This is a genomic window from [Brevibacterium] flavum (genome assembly GCF_019317305.1).
GTDB classification, from domain to species: Bacteria; Actinomycetota; Actinomycetes; order Mycobacteriales; family Mycobacteriaceae; genus Corynebacterium; species Corynebacterium glutamicum.
The window spans coordinates 3,077,624-3,097,946 of sequence record NZ_CP079240.1; the positions used below are offsets into that span (position 1 = coordinate 3,077,624).

The 20,323-nt window shown below is 55.1% G+C and carries 19 protein-coding genes; 6 read left to right on the top strand and 13 right to left on the bottom strand.

Translation table 11 applies throughout. The annotated features are described in order from the left end of the window. Positions 1 to 9: 9 nt before the first annotated feature. From KW808_RS14785 to KW808_RS14795, 3 genes are read right to left on the bottom strand one after another with little or no spacing between them, the layout of a single operon-like run. Complete coding sequence (locus KW808_RS14785; RefSeq protein WP_003862643.1) at positions 10 to 1,008, bottom strand: decaprenyl-phosphate phosphoribosyltransferase; 999 nt, start codon at positions 1,006 to 1,008, stop codon at positions 10 to 12. Continuing rightward, positions 1,005 to 1,511 carry a phosphatase PAP2 family protein gene (locus tag KW808_RS14790; protein WP_003857853.1) on the bottom strand — a complete coding sequence of 169 codons (507 nt, stop codon included), beginning with the start codon at positions 1,509 to 1,511 and terminating at the stop codon, positions 1,005 to 1,007. Before KW808_RS14790 ends, KW808_RS14785 begins: the two co-directional genes overlap by 4 nt. Further along, a complete protein-coding gene (locus tag KW808_RS14795; RefSeq protein ID WP_006284777.1) occupies positions 1,501 to 3,471 on the bottom strand; it encodes a glycosyltransferase in 1,971 nt (656 codons plus the stop codon). The genes KW808_RS14790 and KW808_RS14795 overlap by 11 nt, the downstream gene beginning before the upstream one ends. 251 nt (positions 3,472 to 3,722) lie before the next feature. On the opposite strand from KW808_RS14795, the gene KW808_RS14800 reads away from it, so the two are divergent. Beyond that, positions 3,723 to 5,123: a DUF5129 domain-containing protein gene (locus KW808_RS14800; protein WP_003862641.1), complete on the top strand. Its 1,401-nt coding sequence runs from the start codon at positions 3,723 to 3,725 to the stop codon at positions 5,121 to 5,123. Here KW808_RS14800 and KW808_RS14805 read toward each other — a convergent pair. Both KW808_RS14805 and KW808_RS14810 read right to left on the bottom strand, forming a co-directional pair. After that, positions 5,092 to 5,571 carry a phosphatase PAP2 family protein gene (locus KW808_RS14805; protein ID WP_003862639.1) on the bottom strand — a complete coding sequence of 160 codons (480 nt, stop codon included), beginning with the start codon at positions 5,569 to 5,571 and terminating at the stop codon, positions 5,092 to 5,094. The two genes, KW808_RS14800 and KW808_RS14805, sit on opposite strands and share 32 nt — an antisense overlap. A 9-nt stretch (positions 5,572 to 5,580) precedes the next feature. After that, positions 5,581 to 6,255, bottom strand: coding sequence for a hypothetical protein (locus KW808_RS14810; RefSeq protein WP_003862637.1), 675 nt, complete (start codon positions 6,253 to 6,255; stop codon positions 5,581 to 5,583). 165 nt (positions 6,256 to 6,420) lie between these two features. On the opposite strand from KW808_RS14810, the gene KW808_RS14815 reads away from it, so the two are divergent. Beyond that, positions 6,421 to 8,211 (top strand): flavin-containing monooxygenase, encoded by a 1,791-nt coding sequence (locus KW808_RS14815; RefSeq protein ID WP_003862636.1) that lies wholly within the window; start codon positions 6,421 to 6,423, stop codon positions 8,209 to 8,211. Positions 8,212 to 8,257: 46 nt separating this feature from the next. Here KW808_RS14815 and glf read toward each other — a convergent pair whose 3' ends face one another. Beyond that, positions 8,258 to 9,463 carry a UDP-galactopyranose mutase gene (gene glf / locus KW808_RS14820; RefSeq protein ID WP_003862633.1) on the bottom strand — a complete coding sequence of 402 codons (1,206 nt, stop codon included), beginning with the start codon at positions 9,461 to 9,463 and terminating at the stop codon, positions 8,258 to 8,260. 285 nt (positions 9,464 to 9,748) lie between these two features. Between glf and KW808_RS14825 the strand changes: the two genes are divergently transcribed. Next, a complete protein-coding gene (locus tag KW808_RS14825) occupies positions 9,749 to 11,908 on the top strand; it encodes an LGFP repeat-containing protein (protein WP_034983309.1) in 2,160 nt (719 codons plus the stop codon). A gap of 89 nt (positions 11,909 to 11,997) precedes the next feature. Here the strand turns inward: KW808_RS14825 and glpK are convergent, their stop codons facing one another. Genes glpK through serS form a run of 4 tightly spaced genes read right to left on the bottom strand, consistent with a single transcriptional unit; the run spans position 11,998 to position 16,584 of the window. Then, on the bottom strand, positions 11,998 to 13,527 hold the full coding sequence (gene glpK, locus KW808_RS14830) for a glycerol kinase GlpK (protein ID WP_003862629.1): 1,530 nt from the start codon (positions 13,525 to 13,527) through the stop codon (positions 11,998 to 12,000). 52 nt (positions 13,528 to 13,579) lie between these two features. Beyond that, positions 13,580 to 14,416 (bottom strand): Cof-type HAD-IIB family hydrolase, encoded by an 837-nt coding sequence (locus tag KW808_RS14835; protein WP_003862627.1) that lies wholly within the window; start codon positions 14,414 to 14,416, stop codon positions 13,580 to 13,582. Next, positions 14,413 to 15,291 carry a lysophospholipid acyltransferase family protein gene (locus tag KW808_RS14840; RefSeq protein WP_003857830.1) on the bottom strand — a complete coding sequence of 293 codons (879 nt, stop codon included), beginning with the start codon at positions 15,289 to 15,291 and terminating at the stop codon, positions 14,413 to 14,415. The genes KW808_RS14835 and KW808_RS14840 overlap by 4 nt, the downstream gene beginning before the upstream one ends. 24 nt (positions 15,292 to 15,315) lie before the next feature. Beyond that, positions 15,316 to 16,584 (bottom strand): serine--tRNA ligase, encoded by a 1,269-nt coding sequence (gene serS, locus KW808_RS14845; RefSeq protein ID WP_003862624.1) that lies wholly within the window; start codon positions 16,582 to 16,584, stop codon positions 15,316 to 15,318. Positions 16,585 to 16,730: 146 nt separating this feature from the next. On the opposite strand from serS, the gene KW808_RS14850 reads away from it, so the two are divergent. The 3 genes from KW808_RS14850 to KW808_RS14860 are packed head-to-tail and all read left to right on the top strand — an operon-like array spanning position 16,731 to position 19,008. Then, positions 16,731 to 17,531, top strand: a complete 801-nt coding sequence (locus tag KW808_RS14850) for a GntR family transcriptional regulator (RefSeq protein ID WP_003862621.1) — start codon at positions 16,731 to 16,733, stop codon at positions 17,529 to 17,531. A gap of 35 nt (positions 17,532 to 17,566) precedes the next feature. Next, positions 17,567 to 18,667, top strand: a complete 1,101-nt coding sequence (locus KW808_RS14855) for a septum formation family protein (RefSeq protein ID WP_003862616.1) — start codon at positions 17,567 to 17,569, stop codon at positions 18,665 to 18,667. Beyond that, on the top strand, positions 18,664 to 19,008 hold the full coding sequence (locus KW808_RS14860) for a metallopeptidase family protein (RefSeq protein WP_003862613.1): 345 nt from the start codon (positions 18,664 to 18,666) through the stop codon (positions 19,006 to 19,008). The genes KW808_RS14855 and KW808_RS14860 overlap by 4 nt, the downstream gene beginning before the upstream one ends. A gap of 134 nt (positions 19,009 to 19,142) precedes the next feature. On the opposite strand, the gene KW808_RS14865 is transcribed toward KW808_RS14860, so the two are convergent. The 3 genes from KW808_RS14865 to KW808_RS14875 are packed head-to-tail and all read right to left on the bottom strand — an operon-like array spanning position 19,143 to position 20,322. Next, positions 19,143 to 19,559, bottom strand: a complete 417-nt coding sequence (locus KW808_RS14865; protein WP_499651894.1) for an integrase core domain-containing protein — start codon at positions 19,557 to 19,559, stop codon at positions 19,143 to 19,145. Continuing rightward, positions 19,553 to 20,140: a DDE-type integrase/transposase/recombinase gene (locus KW808_RS14870; protein WP_499652289.1), complete on the bottom strand. Its 588-nt coding sequence runs from the start codon at positions 20,138 to 20,140 to the stop codon at positions 19,553 to 19,555. The genes KW808_RS14865 and KW808_RS14870 overlap by 7 nt, the downstream gene beginning before the upstream one ends. Then, a complete protein-coding gene (locus KW808_RS14875; protein ID WP_499651905.1) occupies positions 20,107 to 20,322 on the bottom strand; it encodes a hypothetical protein in 216 nt (71 codons plus the stop codon). The genes KW808_RS14870 and KW808_RS14875 overlap by 34 nt, the downstream gene beginning before the upstream one ends. Position 20,323: the final 1 nt, after the last annotated feature.

Here is a 20,323-nt window from a genome sequence, read left to right on the forward strand (position 1 = left end):
GGTAAATATTTAAAACATCGGCATGATGTACACAGCCATCACGATGCAGAAAACCCATGCTAGGGCTAGTACCTGCAGAACTTTGTCGCTGAGTGCCACTTCGTCAGGGGCACCGCCGTCGCCGGTGTCTACGCCGGCTGCGTAGCGCAGGATGGCGATGGTGAATGGAACCATGGAGATTTGGTACCACGGACCTGCGTCGGTGGAGTGTTGGGAAAGGTCGAAGCCCCACAGTGCGTAGGACATGACCACTGCTGTTGCTGCCATGGTCCAAACGAAGCGCAGGTAGGTGGGGGTGTAGCTTTCCAGGGATTTGCGGATTTTGGCTCCGGTGCGTTCGTGCAGAAGGATTTCTGCGTAGCGCTTTCCAGATGCCATGAACAGGGAGCCAAACGCTGCAACCAGCAGGAACCACTGGGACAGCTCGATGCCTGCTGCGACACCACCGGCCATTGCGCGGAGCATGAATCCGGAGGAAACAAGCGCAATATCGATCACTGGCATGTGCTTCCAACCGAAGCAGTATCCCAGCTGCAGCGCAATGTACACGCCAATCACGCAGGCAAGTGCCACGCCGTCGGTGGCGAGGAAAGACAGTCCGATGGATAGTGCAATGAGCGCCACGGCCATGCCGTATGCCATTCCTACTGGCAGGACTCCTGCAGCGATGGGGCGGAAACGCTTGGTTGGGTGCTCGCGGTCAGCTTCCACGTCACGGGCATCATTAACCAAGTAAATGGCTGATGCACCGAAGCAGAACACTACGAATGCGATAGCAACGTCGATGATCGTGCGCTGGTTGAAGATCGCATCTGCACCAGCAGCAAGTGGTGCTGCTAGCACAAGAACGTTCTTGACCCACTGCTTGGGGCGCAGCGCCTTGATCATGCCGTCAGCAAGGTTTTTCGGCGGTTGGCGGTTCTTGTTGTCTTCGATTGCCGTGGTGTGCGGTTCGGAGGTTAAGAAATTTTGGGTATCGCGGTGATGTTCAGCGGCGTGTTCGCTCACTTCGTAGCCCTTTCGATCTTATGGACGGCCTCTGCGGTCGCTGCTCCCAACAACGCGCCGGCTAGCACATCGGTTGGGTAATGCACGCCAAGCACCATGCGTGATAGCGCCATGATGGGGATTCCTAGCAGTGGCACTGGTGACTTGGTGATGCGCGCAAGATAAACCATAGTTGCGGTTGTCGAGGTCGCATGTGAAGAAGGAAAGCTTAGCTTTGAGGGGGTGCCCACACCAATCCTGATGGCTGGGTCATGTGGTCGAGCGCGGCGGACAACTCGTTTGATGATCACTGATGCTGCGTGGCTTCCCAGTGCAGCGATGAAGAGTCCAGCCCAGGAGCGGCGACGTTTTTTGTCCACAACAGCACCGCCAGCGCCGAGTGCCAGCCAGCCTGCAGCATGTTCGCCGAGCAGGCTGAGTCCTCGTGCGGTGGGCAGTACTCCTGGGGCATCCATGAGTTGATCCTGGATTGCTACCAGAATCTGTACTTCCTTATTGCTCATCGAAGACCTTTCCCCAGGCTTCACGGCTCACAAGCTCAGGATGAGCGTTGCGGTAGGCGCGACTGAGTTCGTCGAAACGCTCTGCTACTTGCTTTTGCAGTGCGCGTGCTTCTTTGCCAAGTTCTTTAGCTTTGTCGCGGTCGCGCTTGCGGTAGACCACGCCGCGGCCATCCGCGGTGGTAACTGTTGCGCCATCGACTCGGGACAGGCTGAACCAACGTGCTTCGATTGGTGCGAAGTTGGCCTGTGGCACCTCGTGGTGGGAGGCATCTTCCTTAGACAGGGAGTGCTTCAGGCCCTTAGCCAGCCACATTGCCTTCTTGATTGGGGCAAGGCGTCCACCGATGTCCTTGGTTGGGACACCCGGCGCGCCGGTTGCTCGTGGCAGTTCGGTGGCGCTTGGCAGCACAACGGCGTCTGGATAGGTTTTGCGAATCGCTGCAATTCGAGGTAGTGAGGTGTCCAGGATCGAGAAGAGCTGATCTGGTCCTGCAAGGAAGTCCTTCATTGCTTCGTTTTGGATTGCCACGGTGGAGTATTCCAGGCACAGCAGGTGCTTGAAGGTGGCTTTTTGCATCGATCGGACAATGCCGTCGACGCTGCCTTGGTGGTACATCGCGGCAACCACGAGGCGGTTGCGGAGGTGGAAGTAGGCCTGCCAGTCGATGGCGTCGTCTTTGTCGGACCAGGCCATGTGCCAGATTGCGATTCCTGGCCAGGTTGCTGTGGGGAATCCGGCTTTGCGTGCGCGTAGACCGTATTCGGCGTCGTCCCACTTGATAAAGAGTGGGAGTGGTTGGCCGATCTGTTCGGCGACAACGCGTGGGATCATGCACATCCACCAGCCGTTGAAGTCAACGTCGATGCGGCGGTGCAGGTCGCGGGAGTTTGGTGCGTCTGGCTTGTCGTCGAATTTACCGCGATCATGCAGTGGGTGTGCAGAGAAGTCGTGGTCGTAGTGCACGTGTGGTGCGGCGGTCCACATGAAGTCGTGTCCGCCAACTACTTCGCCCATGGTGTGAAGGTGGCTGCGCTCTTGCAGGTTGAGCATTTGTCCGCCAACGAGAATGGGGGATTTTGCGTAGCGGGCTACCTGAAGCGCACGCAGCACTGAGTCTGGCTCAATAGCAATGTCGTCATCCATGTACAGGATGTATGGGCTCTTGGCAGCGCCTGCTTCGCCCTTGCCGTCGACTCCGCCAAGGGCTTCGAACATGATGCGGGAGTAACCGCCGGATCCGCCGAGGTTGCCCTGGCGGAATTCGAAGAAGCGGTCGCCGAAGTGCTCAACAGCTGCCTTGTAACCTGGCTCGTCGGCAGGGTGCTTGTTGCCTTGATCAGGCATGATGACGGTATCAATGACGGCGTCAACTGCTGGGTCGGAGGCAAGTGCTTCCAGTGCTGCAACTGCATCAGCTGGGCGGTTGAAGGTCGGGATTCCGACGGTTGCACGGGCTTCAAATGGGCCGACTTCAGATCCATCTGGCATGATCTGGGCTTTTGGCGCGTGTGGAGCGTACCAGCCTGCTTCTTCGACGGTTGCGTCGGTTTCAGCGGTGAGGTCGAACCAGATCCAGCCGCCGTCTTCGAATGGGGCTAATGAAACTTCAAATTCGATGAAGTCATCTTTGACTACGGAACCGGTAATTCCGATGCGTGCTCCATCGATCTTGGATCGGTAGAGGTCGACGCGCGCTTCGCCGGAAACTTTCAGTTTCAGTACGACAGAATCTAGCTGTGACCAGCGACGCCAGTAGCTTGCAGGAAATGCATTGAAGTAGGTCTGAAAAGACACCTCGGCGCCAGCGGGGACGGAAACGCTAAAACGATCTTCCCATTCCAGGCGTTCCTTATTACTTTCTGCTTCCAACAGGTACAACGACCTGACATCTGCTGGCTCGCCGCGCCTCGGCAGGAGTACTCGCTGTAGCTGCTCAACCGCCAGGTTTGTTGCGCTCATTGACGTATCTTCACCCTTCATTGAACTCACAATTTATCTTGCCTAAGCGTAGTATCCGGACCCCGCATTCACAGAACTTACGCGCCGTATCCGCCATGGAAGATCCTGGCAATTGTATGAGATTGTCTGTTTAACCGGGCTGTCTTTAAAAGATTTTGCTTTTCGACGCACCGTTCGGCCGTTATCTAGATCTGGTCACAATGTCGGTTTTTCATGGATTCATGTCCTTTATCGGACGTACTGTGGGGAGTATGCAACCTTTTCCACTGTCCTTAACCAACAGCTCCGTTGCTGGTATTGCAGCGGGAGCGTTGCTGTTTCTCTCAGTCCCTTTCGCATCGCCTGTTCACGCGCAAACCATACTGCAAGACACCCTTGAAGTGACTGTGTTGGATAATGCCGACGAGCTCGCTCCAGAGGATGAGGATTTCCTCAGCACGGAAACACCCAAGATTGATTTCCCTGACTCAGTTACCGCAGTCCGGTACATCACGCTCACGGACAACACTGACAAAATCAATGATGACGTTGAAAATTACCTGCGCGCCGAACACCCCGAGTGGATCCAAACAAACTCTTTCGCCCCTGGTGAAGTGATCATCGCAGTCGGTTTCGACCCCAACACCATGGGTGCCTACGCGGGTAACGATGTGGCCGCAGAGACTGGAATCGCAGAACAAGACCGCATCGATGGCACCACCGATGCGATGCGCCCATTACTCCAAGACGGTCGCATTGCCCTAGGCATGTTGGAGGGTGCAAAATCGGTTGCTGATACCTCCGTCGTTCGGGAAAGCTCAGCTCCAAGTGGTGGAGTAATCGCCGCTATTTTGGGTGGCATCGCTGCTCTCGTGGCAATTATTGTCGCGTGGGCTACGAGTTACGCGAATAAGAAGAAGGCAGAAAAGGCTCGTGAGCAGTTTGATTATGCATCACGCCATTATGGTGAGGTCGCCCAGCAACTCGACGGCATCAACGTGCGAGCGCACTCGCTAACTTCCCCACTGGCTGATGATGAGCTCCGCAGGCAATGGGACGATGTAAATTCTCGTTTTCTTGAAGTCAATGATATTTTTGGCAGGCTCGAAGGTTTGACCTCGACCTCAGAAAACAAGGCATTTCGAAAAGCCTTGCCAGATATTGAAAAAGCTCATACTGCCGTGACTCAAATGGAGATCGCACAGAAAAACATTGACACGCTCTACGATATGGAGCACGGCCATGAAGACACCCGTCGCAGGGAATTAACTAGGCTGCGTGCCGATATGCAGGAAGCCCGTCAAGATATCAACGATAAAGATACAGTTGTTGACGATATTCTCCGCACGCTGATCCAGCGCACGGAAACTATCGCACCGTCCGCACCTGATTTCATGGACCAATACGCCCGCTTGATCCGTGATTATGCCGTGGCGCTTCAAGGTGTGGAAAAGAACCTCGAGCAGGTTAAACAGACCACCGAGCGCAATGCTCCAGCCATCTACGACGACAATTGGCGCGTGGGCACTGGCTACAACTCGTGGGTCCCGTACTACATGATCAGTTCTTGGCACGCAGCTGATGTCAGTGCTGCATCGTCAGCTTCTTCCAGTTCAGCAAATACCACTTTCAGCAGTGGTTTCAGCGGCGCTGGAGGAGGTTCCAGCTGGTAAACACCACCACTGAAGTCAACGCACCGATGGCCCAGCCGGCAAGCACATCGCTGGGCCAATGCACACCGACATACAACCGAGACAGCCCCACAAGCAGCGCGATGACCCACAACGTGAGTTTCCACCACCGGTTCACAGAGTAGCCAACCGCCACGACACATGCTGCAGCGCCCACAGCATGACCAGAAGGGAATGAAAAGTTAGTTTCTACAACCAAGTGCTCTGCTGTATTTGGTCGAGGCCGTTCAAACGCCCTCTTGAGAAAATGACTGATCAGATTAGCCAGCCCCACCGCGATCGGGGCGGTGACGCTCTTGCGCAACAAGCCCCACACAAGCGCATACACAAACATCAGTGTTGGCCCGGTGAGCTGGGTGAACAAAATAATCACCGGACTCAGCCAAGTCACTCTCAAGCCGATAAATGCGTCGAGGATTAGCTGATCCATAATTCTCCTTTACGCAAGTAGGAGTGCATAACAAATGCCGGTTGCAACTGCTCCTGTAACAACGCCCGCCACAATCTCCGACATCGTATGATGCTTGATCCGCATACGTGCCCACGCGGTGACTGGGGTAAACAGCAACCCGAGTAACCACCACGAAGAAACCGTCAGACCGAGGAACATCACTAAACACACCCACAGCCCAACATGAACTGAGGCTTTAATTTTCAACGTCACTTGTGCAAACAGAACTAAGAAAATCAGTGCTGAGAACATGCCGTCCCAAATCAGCTGAGGTGCTTCAAGGGCTCTGAGGATAAAAATCAAAATGATGACACAAACAATGATGCCCACAAACACAAGGCCGCGCTGATTTCGGGCCGTCACATGGTGGTTTCCTACCCTGCCGAGCTTCATCAAGCCCAAAATTAAGATCATCGGAACGATTCCGGTTCCGATTGCCGCCACAATTCCTAGCGTCCAGGCGCCTGTTGCGCCGCCCAGGATGAGGAAAAATCCGATGTTGAGTACCCACGGTGCACAGATTTCACTAACGATTCTGGCCGCAAGCTCACTGAGACTTCTTTTGTTTTGGTCAGTTGTCACGATCTCCAACCATATAGTGTCCGATTTCCCCTCTCCCGTTGACTGTGGTTCAACCACAGGATCCATCCAGTTTTCCGTCATAGGGGGTACTTTCCCAAAGTTATGTTTTGCCAATTCATTCGATAGATCCTCGCAAAAAGTACACAGTACCCACTTTGCAAGAATTACAAACGGGGGCACCCTCAATGACTTGAAACACTTTATTGAGTAGAAAGTGAGTCACGACACTTTTTAAAGGAGGATGCTTTGCCCGAACAAGACTTAACCACCTTGGCCAATGATTGGCTCCAAGCTTTTGAAAAGGCCACTGCTAGTTCCAGCCCTGATGAAGCTGCCACTGCAGTCGTGCAACTTTTTGAGGATGAAGGATACTGGCGAGACCTTCTTGCATTCACGTGGAACCTCACCACCGCTGAAGGTGCAGATGAAATCGCCGAGATGATTCGCAATACGTGGCCATCAAGCATCTTCCGAAACGTTGAGCTAAAGGGCGAACCAGCTGATGAAGGAGATGGTGTCACTCGCGTACATTTCTCCTGCGAATCCGCAGACTTCAAGTGCACGGGCATTGTCCGCCTTCGTAATGGCAAGGCGTGGACGCTACTCACCTCAGCTCGTGAGCTCCTGGAGCACCCAGAGCCCAAGGGGCGCAACCGTGAGATGGGCGTCGTCCATGGACAAAATGAGGACACCCGAAATTGGACTGACCGCAAGAATGATCGACAAGCAGCGTTGGGTGTCACCGAGCAGCCATACACCCTCATCATCGGTGGTGGACAGGGCGGCATTGCCTTGGGCGCACGACTCAAGCGACTTGGTGTGCCCGCTCTAATCATTGATAAAGCATCTCGCCCCGGCGACCAGTGGCGTAGCCGTTACCATTCCCTCTGCCTGCACGATCCAGTTTGGTACGATCACCTGCCTTACATTCCATTCCCAGATCATTGGCCAGTATTTACTCCAAAGGACAAGATGGGCGACTGGCTCGAGCACTATGTCGGCATCATGGATTTGGACTATTGGACCAACACCGAGTGCCTGCGCGCCTCCTACAATGAGGACACCAAGCAGTGGGATGTGACGGTCAATCGTGATGGCGCGGAGTCCACGCTCCACCCCACCCAACTAGTCATGGCTACTGGAATGTCGGGCAGCCCGAACAAACCAACTTTGCCTGGCCAGGATAAGTTCCAGGGTGAAATTCGGCACTCTTCAGAGCACCCCGGCGGCGATGTCGATCGCGATAAGAACGTTGTAGTTCTGGGCGCTAACAACTCAGCCCACGACATCTGCGCGGATCTTTATTCCAATGGTGCAAAGCCCGTGATGATTCAGCGCTCGTCTACACACATCGTGCGTTCTGATTCGCTGATGCGCGAAGTCTTCGGCCCTCTCTATTCTGAGGATGCCGTTGAAGCCGGCATTGATACCGATACTGCAGACCTCCTGTTTGCTTCGTGGCCATATAAGGTGCTGCCAGGCGTACAAAAGCAGGCTTTCGACAAGATCCGTGAAGACGACAAGGAGTTCTACAAAAAGCTTGAAAATGCTGGATTCTTGCTTGATTTCGGCGATGACGATTCGGGGCTTTTCTTAAAGTACCTTCGCCGTGGCTCTGGCTACTACATCGATGTCGGCGCCTCTGAACTGGTGGCTGATGGAAAGATTCCGGTGCGCTCCAATGTCAGCATTGAAGACGTCAAGGAAAACTCTGTGGTGCTCACAGATGGCACTGAGCTCCCAGCTGACGTGATTGTTCTAGCGACCGGCTATGGAAACATGAACAACTGGGTTGCTCAGCTGGTTGATCAGGAAACCGCTGACAAGGTCGGCCCATGCTGGGGCCTGGGCTCTGAAACCACCAAGGATCCAGGCCCATGGGAAGGCGAACTGCGCAATATGTGGAAGCCCACAAACGTGGATTCGCTGTGGTTCCATGGCGGCAACCTTCACCAGTCACGCCACTACTCACGGTATTTGTCCATGCAGTTGAAGGCGCGCTACGAAGGTATGAACACTCCGGTGTACAGCAAGTAGATACAAAGAAAAGGGCATCTCCGCCATATGGGTGATGCCCTTCCTTTTAGTGTCCGCGTTCCTGCTCTAGCGGTGTGCCTTCTTCAAAGAACGGCACCAGCTTGTTGTCAAACATGCTCAGCGCAGAACCGATAGCCATGTGCATGTCGAGGTATTGGTACGTGCCCAGTCGACCGCCGAACAGCACCTTATTATTAGCAGCCTCTTCAGCAGCCAGAAGGCGGTACTGCTTCAGCATATCCCGGTCATCTGGAGTGTTGATTGGGTAATAAGGCTCATCCTCGTTATCTGCGAAACGGGAGAACTCACGCATGATGACGGTCTTATCCTTGGGGTAACTGTCATCACGCTCTGGGTGGAAGTGACGGAACTCGTGGATGCGGGTGAAAGGTACATCCGCATCGTTGTAGTTCATCACTGGGGTTCCCTGGAAGTCACCGGTTTCTACTACTTCGGTTTCAAAGTCGAGGGTGCGCCATCCCAGCTTGCCCTCTGCGTAGTTGAAGTAGAGGTCGAGTGGGCCGGTGTAGACCACAGGTGCGTCGGGGTTGCTTGCGCGGAGGTCATCGCGAACGTCGAACCAGTCGGTGTTGAGGCGGACGTCGATAAGCTCATGCTCTGCCATCTTTTCCAACCATGCCGCGTAGCCGTCTGTGGGAAGGCCTTCGTAGGTGTCGTTGAAGTAGCGGTTGTTGAAGTTGTAGCGAACTGGCAGGCGGGTGATGTTGCCGGCTGGGAGGTTCTTTGGATCAGTCTGCCACTGCTTTGCGGTGTAGTCGCGGATGAATGCCTCGTAAAGTGGGCGACCAATGAGGGAAATGGCCTTTTCTTCGAGGTTGGTGGCGTCGGAGGAATCGATTTCTGCAGACTGTTCCTTGATGAGCTCACGGGCTTCATCTGGGCTGTAGTACTTGCCGAAGAACTGGTTAATCAGGCCCAGTCCCATGGGGAATTGGTAGGCGGTGCCGTTGTGCATTGCGAAGACGCGGTGCTGGTAGCCGGTGAAACTGGTGAACTGGTTGACGTATTCCCACACGCGTGTGTTGGAGGTGTGGAAGAGGTGTGCGCCGTATTTGTGGATTTCAATGCCGGTCTCTGGTTCTGCTTCAGAGTAAGCATTGCCACCGAGATGCGAGCGGCGTTCAACGATGAGGACTTTCTTACCCAGCTGGCTAGCTGCACGCTCAGCCACGGTGAGCCCGAAGAGGCCGGAGCCTACAACGATTAAGTCGTAATTTTTCGATTCCGTCATGCATTCGACACTAACTTACATTCGGCGTTGCCGAAATTTCAGACACCCGATCGGGCCAAGTTTCTCCAGTTAGCAGGGCATATCCACACCCAGATACCTTTGTCGTTCTCACAGGCTCTTAACAACTTGCGACACACCCTACGAAACTTTAGTCACATAGGTACCATTATCCTCAGAAGTGCACTAGGCTTCTCAGTTGTTTCATATAGTCTCAGCCGCACCAATATCATCAGGGAGAACATCGTGCAGCAACGACGCCGCATCAGCGAGACTCGGAAAAAACCGATGCTCGCTATTATTTTGACCGCCGTATTGGGCGCATCTGGCCTTGCAGCCGCTGGCACTCAGTACCTCAATACTCAGGGCGAAGGCATCGGTCCGGTCGCCGTCCAAAACGACAGTGAATCGTTTAATTCCGGCACCAACGTGGTTGTTGAAGACGCAGCAGTCACCGCCCAGGGTGAAGGCGGAGGCGCTCGCACCGTTAAGGAATTCCAGCGTGACCAGCAATTCTCAAGCTTTGCTCTCACCTGGTCTGGCCAAAAAGATGTCACTGCTTTTGTTCGCGCAGAACAAGAAGATGGCACCTGGTCACAGTGGTACGACTTGGAGCCAATGGTCAATGAAGATCAAGGCACCAACGGAACTGAGCTGATCTGGCACGGCCCTACCAACAAGATCCAGGTTTCCACCCTCAACGTGGATCTCTTTGGAGCAGATGCTGCAGCCGCTGATGAAAACGGTCAAGACATTCCAGCAGTAGATGCAGCCGAGGCAGCGCCAGCAGCAGAACCTGCACCAACTGAAGCGCCAGTCGAGGAAGCTCCTGTACCTGTCGCAGAACCAGCACCAGCTGCTGAACCTATCGCTGAGCCAGCACCAGCTGCTGAACCTATCGCTGAGCCAGTCGCTGATTACTCAGCAAATGACGGCCTCGCTCCCCTGCCATCCAACTATGGCGACATCCAGCCTGTTGCCGATGTTGATGACGGCCTAAACGCAGTATTTATCGATGGCAATGCTGATGCAGGCGTGGGTATCGCTAACGTTGCTGACACCGATGGCATGCCAAAGGTGATTTCCCGCGCTGGTTGGGGTGCGAACGAAACTATGCGTTGCTCAACCCCAACTATTGATGATGGCGTTTCTGCAATCACCATTCACCACACTGCGGGTTCCAACAACTACACCGAGGCGCAGGCTGCAGCCCAGGTTCGTGGTGCTTACAGCTATCACGCTCAGACCCTTGGGTGGTGCGATATCGGATACCAATCGCTGGTTGATAAGTTCGGCAACATCTACGAGGGTCGTGCTGGTGGCATGACCAACGCTGTTCAGGGTGCTCACGCTGGCGGCTTCAACCAGAATACTTGGGCAATCTCCATGATTGGCAACTATTCCACTGTCACTCCTCCTACAGCAACTATTAAAGCTGTCGGTGAGCTTGCGGGTTGGCGTGCAAAGGTTGCAGGTTTCGATCCAACTGGTACTGATACTCACTACTCCGAGGGCACTTCTTACGCGAAGCACTCCTATGGCACTCCGGTTGTCTTAAAAAATATTTTCGCTCACCGCGATGTCGGTCTGACCGCATGTCCTGGCGATGCCGGCTATGCGCAAATGGATAATATCCGCCAGATCGCTAAGGCAAAGTACGACAGCCTGCAAAGCGGCAACACTGGTGGCACGACCACCGCAGCATCAACGCCGAAGGAAACGTCGACAAGCAATGCTCCTTCGACTACCACCCCGGCGACAACGCCGAAGGAGACGTCGACAAGCAATGCTCCTTCGACGACCACTGCCCAGCCTGTAACTCCCGCTGAACCTCAGCAGTACAGCGAGTCCGATGCCCTGGCAGCTCTGCTGACAGGTGGCTCTTCCGGTGGCACAGACCTGCTCAATGGCGCAAACTCTGAGCAGCTCCTGACTGGCCTGGGTTCCATTGCGGCTGTGCTGATTGCTGCGTCTTTGGCTGATGGTGGCCTGAATGGTCTGATCAGCAATGTTGGTAGCAACAACGGCGTCCCGGTGCTTGGCGATATCAAGATCACTGACGTCATCCCTATCGTTGATACCGTGATCAATCTGACTGGCGACAATAAGTACTCTCGCGGTTGGAACGACCTAAACAACACGCTTGGACCAGTGCTTGGCGCTGCCACTGGTGGCGAAACCACCGTGAAGTACACTAGTGACCAGAACTCTGAGGTTACTTTCGTGCCATTTGAAAATGGCATCATGGTGTCTTCCCCTGAGGCTGGAACTCACGGCCTGTGGGGCGCAATCGGTGACGCGTGGGCTCAGCAGGGCGCTGACCTTGGCCCTCTGGGACTTCCAACCAGCAACCAGTACCAGTCTGGTGATCTGCTGCGCGTTGACTTCCAGAACGGTTACATCACTTACGATTCTGCGACTGGCCAGGCAAGCATTCAGCTGAACTAGTCTCAATTAGAGCCAAAAACCCCGCTACCTTCCCTGAGGAGGCGGGGTTTTCTCCAATCAAAAGCCAATTAAAGGCCGACCCAAATCAGCTAGGCCTGGTCATAAGAATGCTCCACTGCCCTATTCCATTCGGCATAGCGACGTTCGCGCTCTTCTTCGCTCATGTCAGGGTTCCAGACTTTCTTCACTGCAATAAGTTTTTCGATCTCGTCAGTTGTTTTGAAGAATCCAGAGCCGAGACCTGCAGCGAATGCGACGCCGACGGCGGTGGTTTCTACGTCCTCGAGACGTTGGACGTCGATGCCGAGGAAGTCGGCTTGCATTTGCATGAGGAGGTCATTTTCCACCATCGCACCGTCGACGCGGAGGGATTCGAGGGCTTTGCCTGCGTCTTTGGCCATGGCTTCCACAACTTCGCGGGTTTGGAAGGCGTTGGCTTCAAGGACTGCGCGGGCGATGTGTTTGCGGTTGGCAAAACGGGTGAGGCCTGTAATGACGCCACGAGCATCGGGGCGCCAACGTGGTGCGAACAGTCCGGTGAATGCTGGGACAACATGAACGCCGCCGTTGTCTTCGACTTCTCGGGCGAGGTTTTCAATCGCTGGTGCGTTGGGGATTAGCTGTAGGTTGTCGCGCAGCCACTGCACCAAGGAACCGCCCATGGATACGGAACCTTCCAGCGCGTAGACCGGCGCGGAGCCTTCCCGTTGATAGGCGATGGTGGACAGCAGGCCGTGCTCGGAAATCTTCAACGAAGTGCCGGTGTTCATTAGCAGGAAGAGGCCGGTGCCGTAGGTATTTTTAGCAGCACCTTCGTGGAATCCGCCCTGACCAAAAAGGGCCGCTTGCTGGTCGCCGAGCACGCCAGTAATGGGGACGTCGGCTAGGGTTCCGCGGTGGCGCACGGAGCGGAATTCTCCGACGGAGGGACGAATCTCAGGGAGCATGGACATCGGAATGTCTAGGGCTTCGCATAGTTCTGGATCCCACTGTTGCGTGCGGAGATCCATCAATAGTGTGCGGGATGCGTTGGTGACATCGGTGACGTGGATGGCATCATCACCGTCGTCGCCGCGGACACCGCCGGTCAGGTTCCACAGCACCCAGGTATCCATGGTGCCAAACAAAAGGTCGCCCTTTTCGGCGCGTTCGCGAGCTCCCTCAACGTTGTCGAGAATCCACTTGATTTTGGGCCCCGATGGGTAGGAGTTGATCAGCAGGCCGGTGCGGTCAAGCCACTTTTCCTGGCCTTCTTCGCCCGCGATCTCTAGGCAAATGTCAGAGGTGCGGGTGTCTTGCCACACGATTGCGTTGTAGACAGGTTCGCCGGTGTGCTTGTCCCACACCACGGTGGTTTCGCGCTGGTTGGTGACTCCCAGCGATGCAACCTCGTGCGGGGTGATGTCAATGGAGACCATCGCCTGGCTGACGACAGATCGGATGTTGTCCCAAATTTCTTCAGGATCGTGCTCTACCCAACCCTGTTGTGGGAAGATTTGGCGGTGCTCCTTGGAAGCAGAAGACACCACTTTTCCTTGGGCATCAATTAAGATGCACCGAGTGGAAGTGGTGCCTTGGTCAATCGCTGCAACATACGCATTGGCCTTTGAGATTCTCATGGCCCTATTTTTGCACGTATTGGGCCACTAGGCAGTGTTTTAACACCACCTATTAGAACCACCACTCCAACACATCTGCTACTCCGGCGTCGTCGTTGGTGCGGGTGATGTGGTCGGATACTGCTTTGACCTCTGGTCGGGCGTTGCCCATCGCCACTCCCCGGCCGGCCCACTGGAGCATTTCAATATCGTTGGGCATGTCGCCGAACGTTATAACGTCCTTTTGCGCAATCTTTAGGCGCTCTGCCAGCATCGATACGCCCAGTGCCTTGGTCACGCCGGGCGCTGCGATCTCAATGAGTCCGCCGGACATGGAGAAGGTGACGTGGACTTGATCCTCGGGAACGGAAGCGCGGACGATATCAAAAAGCTGCTTGGAGTCGAGGTAATCGCTGCGCATCAACAATTTGGTGGCTGGTTCGGAAAGCACTTCGGCTTCCTCGAAGGTGCCGTGATCATTCGAGGGCCACGCGTGGCTGTATTCCGGGGTGACCAAAAACAGCTCATCGGCTGGATCGTAAGCGGATTTTCCAGCACGCTCGACAGCAATGCTGACCCCGCCATGCTCTTCCAAAGCGGCACGCGCAGCCATGACGGCACTCGTCATAACCTCCGAACTAAGCGTCTGAGCTGCAAGAATCTCATCGGCAGCGGAATCGTACAGCACCGCGCCATTCGCGCAGACGCAAATCGGCTTCACGCTCAGCTGATCCAGCACATAATGAATCCAGCGCGGCGGGCGGCCCGTGGACAGCGCCAGGGTCACGCCCTGATTGGTCATCCGCGTGATCACATCGCGCAGGCGTTGCGGCACGCGCTCAGAACTATTGATGAGGGTGCCATCAACATCGGAGGCAACCAGCTTGGGCGCTGAACCCAGTGCAATCATTTTTTAAAGATTTTCCTTATAAAGGTGGTGCGTTTCTTGGCGGCCTTAGCCGCGCGTTTTGCTTGTCGACGTTCCCGTTCGGCGATTTCCAACATTTTCGCCTGCTCCAACGTTGGGGCGCCGCCGCCGAGGGATTTCGGGCGCCACAATTCTCCACCTTCGAATGGGCCATACTTTTGTTCGTAGGCGGTGCGGGTTTCGTCGAGAAGCTTTTTCATAGCCTCGTAGAGGCGTTCCGTTGCTTCGTCGGGATCGCCGCTGGCGTCGACGGGTTCACCCACGCTGATGAAAACGGGGATGTGGGAGCGGCCAAAGTCGCGCTCGATGTCTTTGGTGATGATGCGCTGGCCGCCCCAAATAATAAGTGGCAGCAGCGGAACGTCTGAGCTGTCGGCAATGCGGACAGCGCCGGTTTTTAGTTCCTTGATTTCAAACGACCGTGACACCGTCGCCTCGGGGAAGATACCGACGAGGCTGCCGGCGTCGAGACGCTTTCGCGCATCTTCCATGGAACCGGCACCTGCGGAACGGTCCACAGAGACGTGCTTCATCCAGCGCATGAGGGTGCCGACAACTGGGGTGTCGAAAATTTCCTTCTTCGCCATGAAGCGAACCAGGCGCTTGCCCCGCACGAATGCGGGGATACCACCCAGAATGAAGTCATAATAACCAGTGTGGTTGATGGCGAAAAGCGCGCCGCCGGTGGTCGGAATGTTCTCCGCACCGAAGATGGAAATCTGCACATCCTGGGCTTTCATCACCGTCCGCACAGCACTAATGATGATGCGCCCATAAAACGTCTCCCGTGACTCTTCGGGATGCAGCGGAACCTTAGGCAGGGAATCCTCTACGAAAAAGCCAAACCTTTTGACCATATCGACCACGAGCTTTCCGCTTAATTAACCGGCTTGTTTCACTGGCTTGAGCACGTCTTTGCCCACGAATGGACGAAGCGCCTCAGGAACAACAACAGATCCGTCTGCCTGCTGGTTGTTCTCCAGGATCGCGACAAGCCAACGAGTGGTAGCCAACGTACCGTTCAAGGTTGCGGCGATCTGTGGCTTGCCGTTTTCATCGCGGTAACGAGTCTGCAGACGACGAGCCTGGAAAGTGGTGCAGTTAGATGTCGAGGTGAGCTCACGGTAGGTGTCCTGGGTTGGCACCCATGCCTCGGTGTCGAACTTGCGGGCAGCAGATGCACCCAAGTCTCCACCGGCAACGTCGATGACGCGGTAAGGAACCTCGATGGCTGCGAGCATTTCCTTTTCCATGCCGAGCAGCTGCTGGTGTACATCTTCAGCATCTTCAGGCTTGCAGTAGACAAACATCTCAACCTTGTCGAACTGGTGCACACGCAAAATGCCTCGGGTGTCCTTGCCGTAGGAACCAGCCTCACGGCGGAAGCAGGAGCTCCAACCGGCATACTTCACTGGGCCTTCGTTGAGATCAATGATTTCGTCCTTGTGGTAACCCGCAAGAGCCACCTCAGAGGTACCCACCAAGTACATGTCATCGCGTTCGAGGTAGTAGATCTCCTCGGAGTGATCCCCCAAGAAACCGGTGCCCGCCATGATTTCAGGACGCACCAAAACTGGAGGAATCATCATGCTAAATCCGGCTTCGCGCGCCTTCTGAGCAGCCAACATGAGCATGCCCAACTGCAGCATTGCGCCGTCACCGGTGAGGTAGTAGAAACGTGCACCGGAAACCTTGGTGCCACGCTTCATATCGATAAGTCCGAGGGATTCACCGAGCTCCAGGTGATCCTTTGGCTCGAAATCAAAAGTGCGAGGCTCGCCGATGGTCTCCAGGACGACGAAATCATCTTCGCCACCAGCAGGCGCGCCGGAAACCACGTTGGAGAGCTTCATCTGCAGCTCGTTGACCTTTGCCTCTGCAGCTTCCTGCGCAGCCTCGGCATCCTTCACCTTGGCCTTAAGCTCGTTGGAACCCTCCAGAAGTGCAGGGCGGTCCTCCGGAGAGGCCTGTCCGATCTTCTTTCCAAAAGCCTTCTGCTCAGCGCGCAAATCGTCGGCAGCCTTGATTGCTTCGCGACGAGATTCATCAGCACTAATCAGTTCGTCCACAAGCGCGGGGTCTTCGCCGCGAGTGATCTGGGAGACACGAACAACGTCCGGGTTATCACGGAGGAATTTCAGATCGATCATAAAGAACAATCTACCGTGATCGGTAGACATGTGGGCACTTAGGGCTTATCTGTTTTCCAGCCTTGCTTTTTACTAGGCACTCCTGTCCCGCTTCAGTCACCAAAACCACACCCCTGGTTATGACCAGATCGGCTAAAATGAACACCATGCCTGACCAACCGCTCAACCAGGACGGATTCCCTACCGCATCCAAAGGGGTGGAACCCGACAACCTCCCCGACCGCGTTCTCGTGGACGGCCTTAAACCAAAGCATCAGCAGCTTCGTGAAATTTTGGAGGAAATCTGCACCACCCAGCTTCAGCCTGGGGACATGCTGCCTGGTGAGCGCATCCTGGAAGAAAAGTATGGCGTCAGCCGAATTACGGTTCGTCGGGCGATTGGTGATCTGGTCGCGTCCGGCAGGTTGAAGCGAGCTCGCGGCAAAGGTACCTTCGTGGCCCACTCGCCGTTGATTTCCCGCCTGCATTTGGCCTCGTTTTCCGCAGAGATGGCCGCCCAGAAGCTATCGGCTACCAGCAGGATTTTGAGTTCTTCCCGCGGTCCCGCCCCAGATGATATTGCTGATTTCTTTGGTACCGATCGCGCGGCCCAGCACATCACGCTGCGCCGCCTGCGCCTTGGAAATGGTCGACCCTATGCCATTGACAACGGCTGGTACAACTCCGAATTCGCACCTGACCTGCTGGAAAATGATGTGTACAACTCCGTGTACTCCATCCTGGACCGCGTCTATGGCGTCCCCGTCACCCAGGCCGAGCAAACGGTCACCGCCGTAGCAGCCGACGAAGACACCGCACGGCTTCTCGACGTCACCCCCGGCGCCCCACTCCTTCGTATCCTTCGACAGTCACTTTCTGGCGATAAGCCCGTGGAATGGTGCGTTTCCTTGTACCGAACCGACCGATATTCTTTAAAAACATTGGTTACACGCTCCGAAGATCTCTGACGTGAACCCATTTTGGTGGCATGATGGTGTCAATTATGAGTACAAACTTTGACACTTCGACGTCTCCAGAGGGTGAAACCAAGAAGAACTCTTCTTTCCGCACTGCGGCCTCTGTGCAGACCATGCTTGTTGCAGCTTTGGCAGCAACGGCTGCTGTTGGCGTGTACTCCTACAACACGGACAATTCAGCAAACGGCGGCGAATCCCCCACAGGACCTGAGCAAAGTACAGTGTCCACCACCGCAACTATTGCCCCATTTACCACTGCTGACGTGGGCCAATGTGCAACCTGGGATGTTAACAATGAAGGTCTAGTGTCTGGTTTTGAACAAACCAGCTGCGATCAAGAGCACCGCTTTGAAATTTCTGCTCGGGAAAACTTGGCAACTTACCCAAGTTCGGAATTCGGTCCGGACGCAGCTCCACCAAACCTCACCCGTCAGGCGCAGCTGCGTGAAGAGCTCTGCCAATCTCCTACCTTGGCGTATTTGAATAACCGTTTCGATCCATCGGGGCGCTACACCATCGCCCCGATCCTGCCACCTGCGGAAGCGTGGGCTGCGGGAGATCGCACCATGCTCTGTGGACTTCAGGCAACCGACGCTTCAGGCACTCCACAACTCACCGTCGGACCGGTAGCAGCCAATGACCAGGCACGCGTTTTTGAAACCGGCGCCTGCGTGAAGGTGGAATCCTCCGCAGAGTTCCGCCAAGTTGATTGCACGGAAGATCACCACCTCGAATCAATTTTGACAGTCAACCTTGGTGTCCCCTTCCCACAGGGCGTGCCCAGCACGGATGAGCAGAACAATTTCCTCGGAAACACCTGCACCCAAGCATCCATTGATTACCTAGGCTCCGAAGAAAACGTCTACCAATCCACCCTGCAGACCTTCTGGCCAACGATTACCTCCAATTCCTGGTTGGGCGGTTCACACAGCGTGAACTGCTTCCTCATGTCACCATCCACCGAGGGTGCTGCAACATTTAACACCCTCAACGGTTCAGCGACTGGCACATTCACCATCAACGGTGAAGTTCCCCCACCTCAGCCAGAGCGCGATCCGCTCCGTGACACTGCAGGAACGACAGCATCCGCGGAGGTCGGAGTACCTGTAGAGGAGAATGCTCCATGATTGAAGTCAGCGACGAACGCTTCGAGGAACTGGTCGAACTAGCCTTCGACCAAGTTCCCCAGCAATTCCTGGATCACATGCGCAACGTGGTGTTGCTCATTGAGGATTTCAACCCAGATTCGCCTTATATCTTGGGTTTATACCACGGCGTTGCGCTGACTGAGCGTACTTTCAACCACGGTGGCCTGCCGGATTCCATCACCATTTATAAAGGTGCGTTGCAAAATTACTGCAATTCAGAGGAACAACTAGTGGAGCAGGTCCGGGTGACGGTACTGCATGAGATTGGGCATTATTTTGGCCTCGGCGAAGAGGACCTGCACAGGCTCGGATACGCCTAAAACGCCTCATTAGGTGCACAGACCAAGAACCCCTAAAAAGTGGGCGTCCTTGGTCTGAAACAGCAGTTTCCCAAGCCTAAACGCTCGCTGCCAGGGGTTTGTGAACCAGGGGGGCGATAAGAACACGTGCTAACTCAAGCACTTAACAGCGACGCTACACCACCAACCCTCTCCTGTACAGACCCATCATCACGCGCACCATTAAGACGCACCACACCAGCAACTTCCTGAACCACCGGCTGTCCCACATACCGCTGCGGGAACTGCCGGTAATGGGCATCCAACGCCTGCACACGCAACCGATGCACCGCCCTCCAACTACCATCAAACACCGACTGTGGAGTATGCCCAGCCACACCAGAATGCGGATGAACCGTGTTGTAATACACCACAAACTCCTCCACCCACACCCGGGCCTGATCCATCGATGCAAACACCTTCGGATAAAACGGCCGATACTTCAACGTATGAAACACCGACTCCACAAACGCATTATCATCACTCACCCGCGGCCGAATCAACGACAACGCCACACCATGATCCGCTAACAACCGCGCACCCTCGTCGATGTCATCGCCGACCCATTATCCGAATGCACCGTCACCACACCCGGATTATCCGCTAACACCTGCGTTAACAACTCCACCGCGGTGGAGGTATTTTCCGTCGGCGCGACCTTCGCCCCAACAATCTTGCGGGAAAACAAATCAATCGCCAGATGCAACGCATAGGTCTTACCACGTACCAGCGACGGCAAGAACGTCACATCCCAACACACCACCTGACCAGGCTGTGTTGCTTCCAACCTCGACTTAACCCGTGGCGTTGGTGATCGTTTCACCGGGGACAGGGCACTGACTCGGTCTTTGTGTAACAACTTGTGCTGCTTGGCAACACGCCACCATGTACGTAGTGATGCGCGGTAGATGCCTTTGTTAAACAACATGTTAAACACCCCACTAACGCTCAGTTGTGGGTACGCGGTGATCGCATCAACAATGAACTGGCGTTCGTGTTCTGCCAACGCTTGACGCACCGACGACACTGCTGGCTCCTTCCCCTGCCAAGGCTCTGGTGTGGGTTCCACACCAGGTGCTGCTAGTTCCACACCAGGTGCTGTTGGTGCTGGCACGGCCTGCAGGACAGGTTTCGGTGCAGGACAGGGACGCGCTTGTTGCGGTAATACGCCGTTGATTTCGACAGCTTGATCAGCCGTAATGCCTTGTTATGGCTCAGCCTGGCACAGGTGGTGAGATCTGTGATCAAGGTGTTTTCTTCCTTGAGTCCTTGATCAAAGGCGCGTTGCTCATCCACG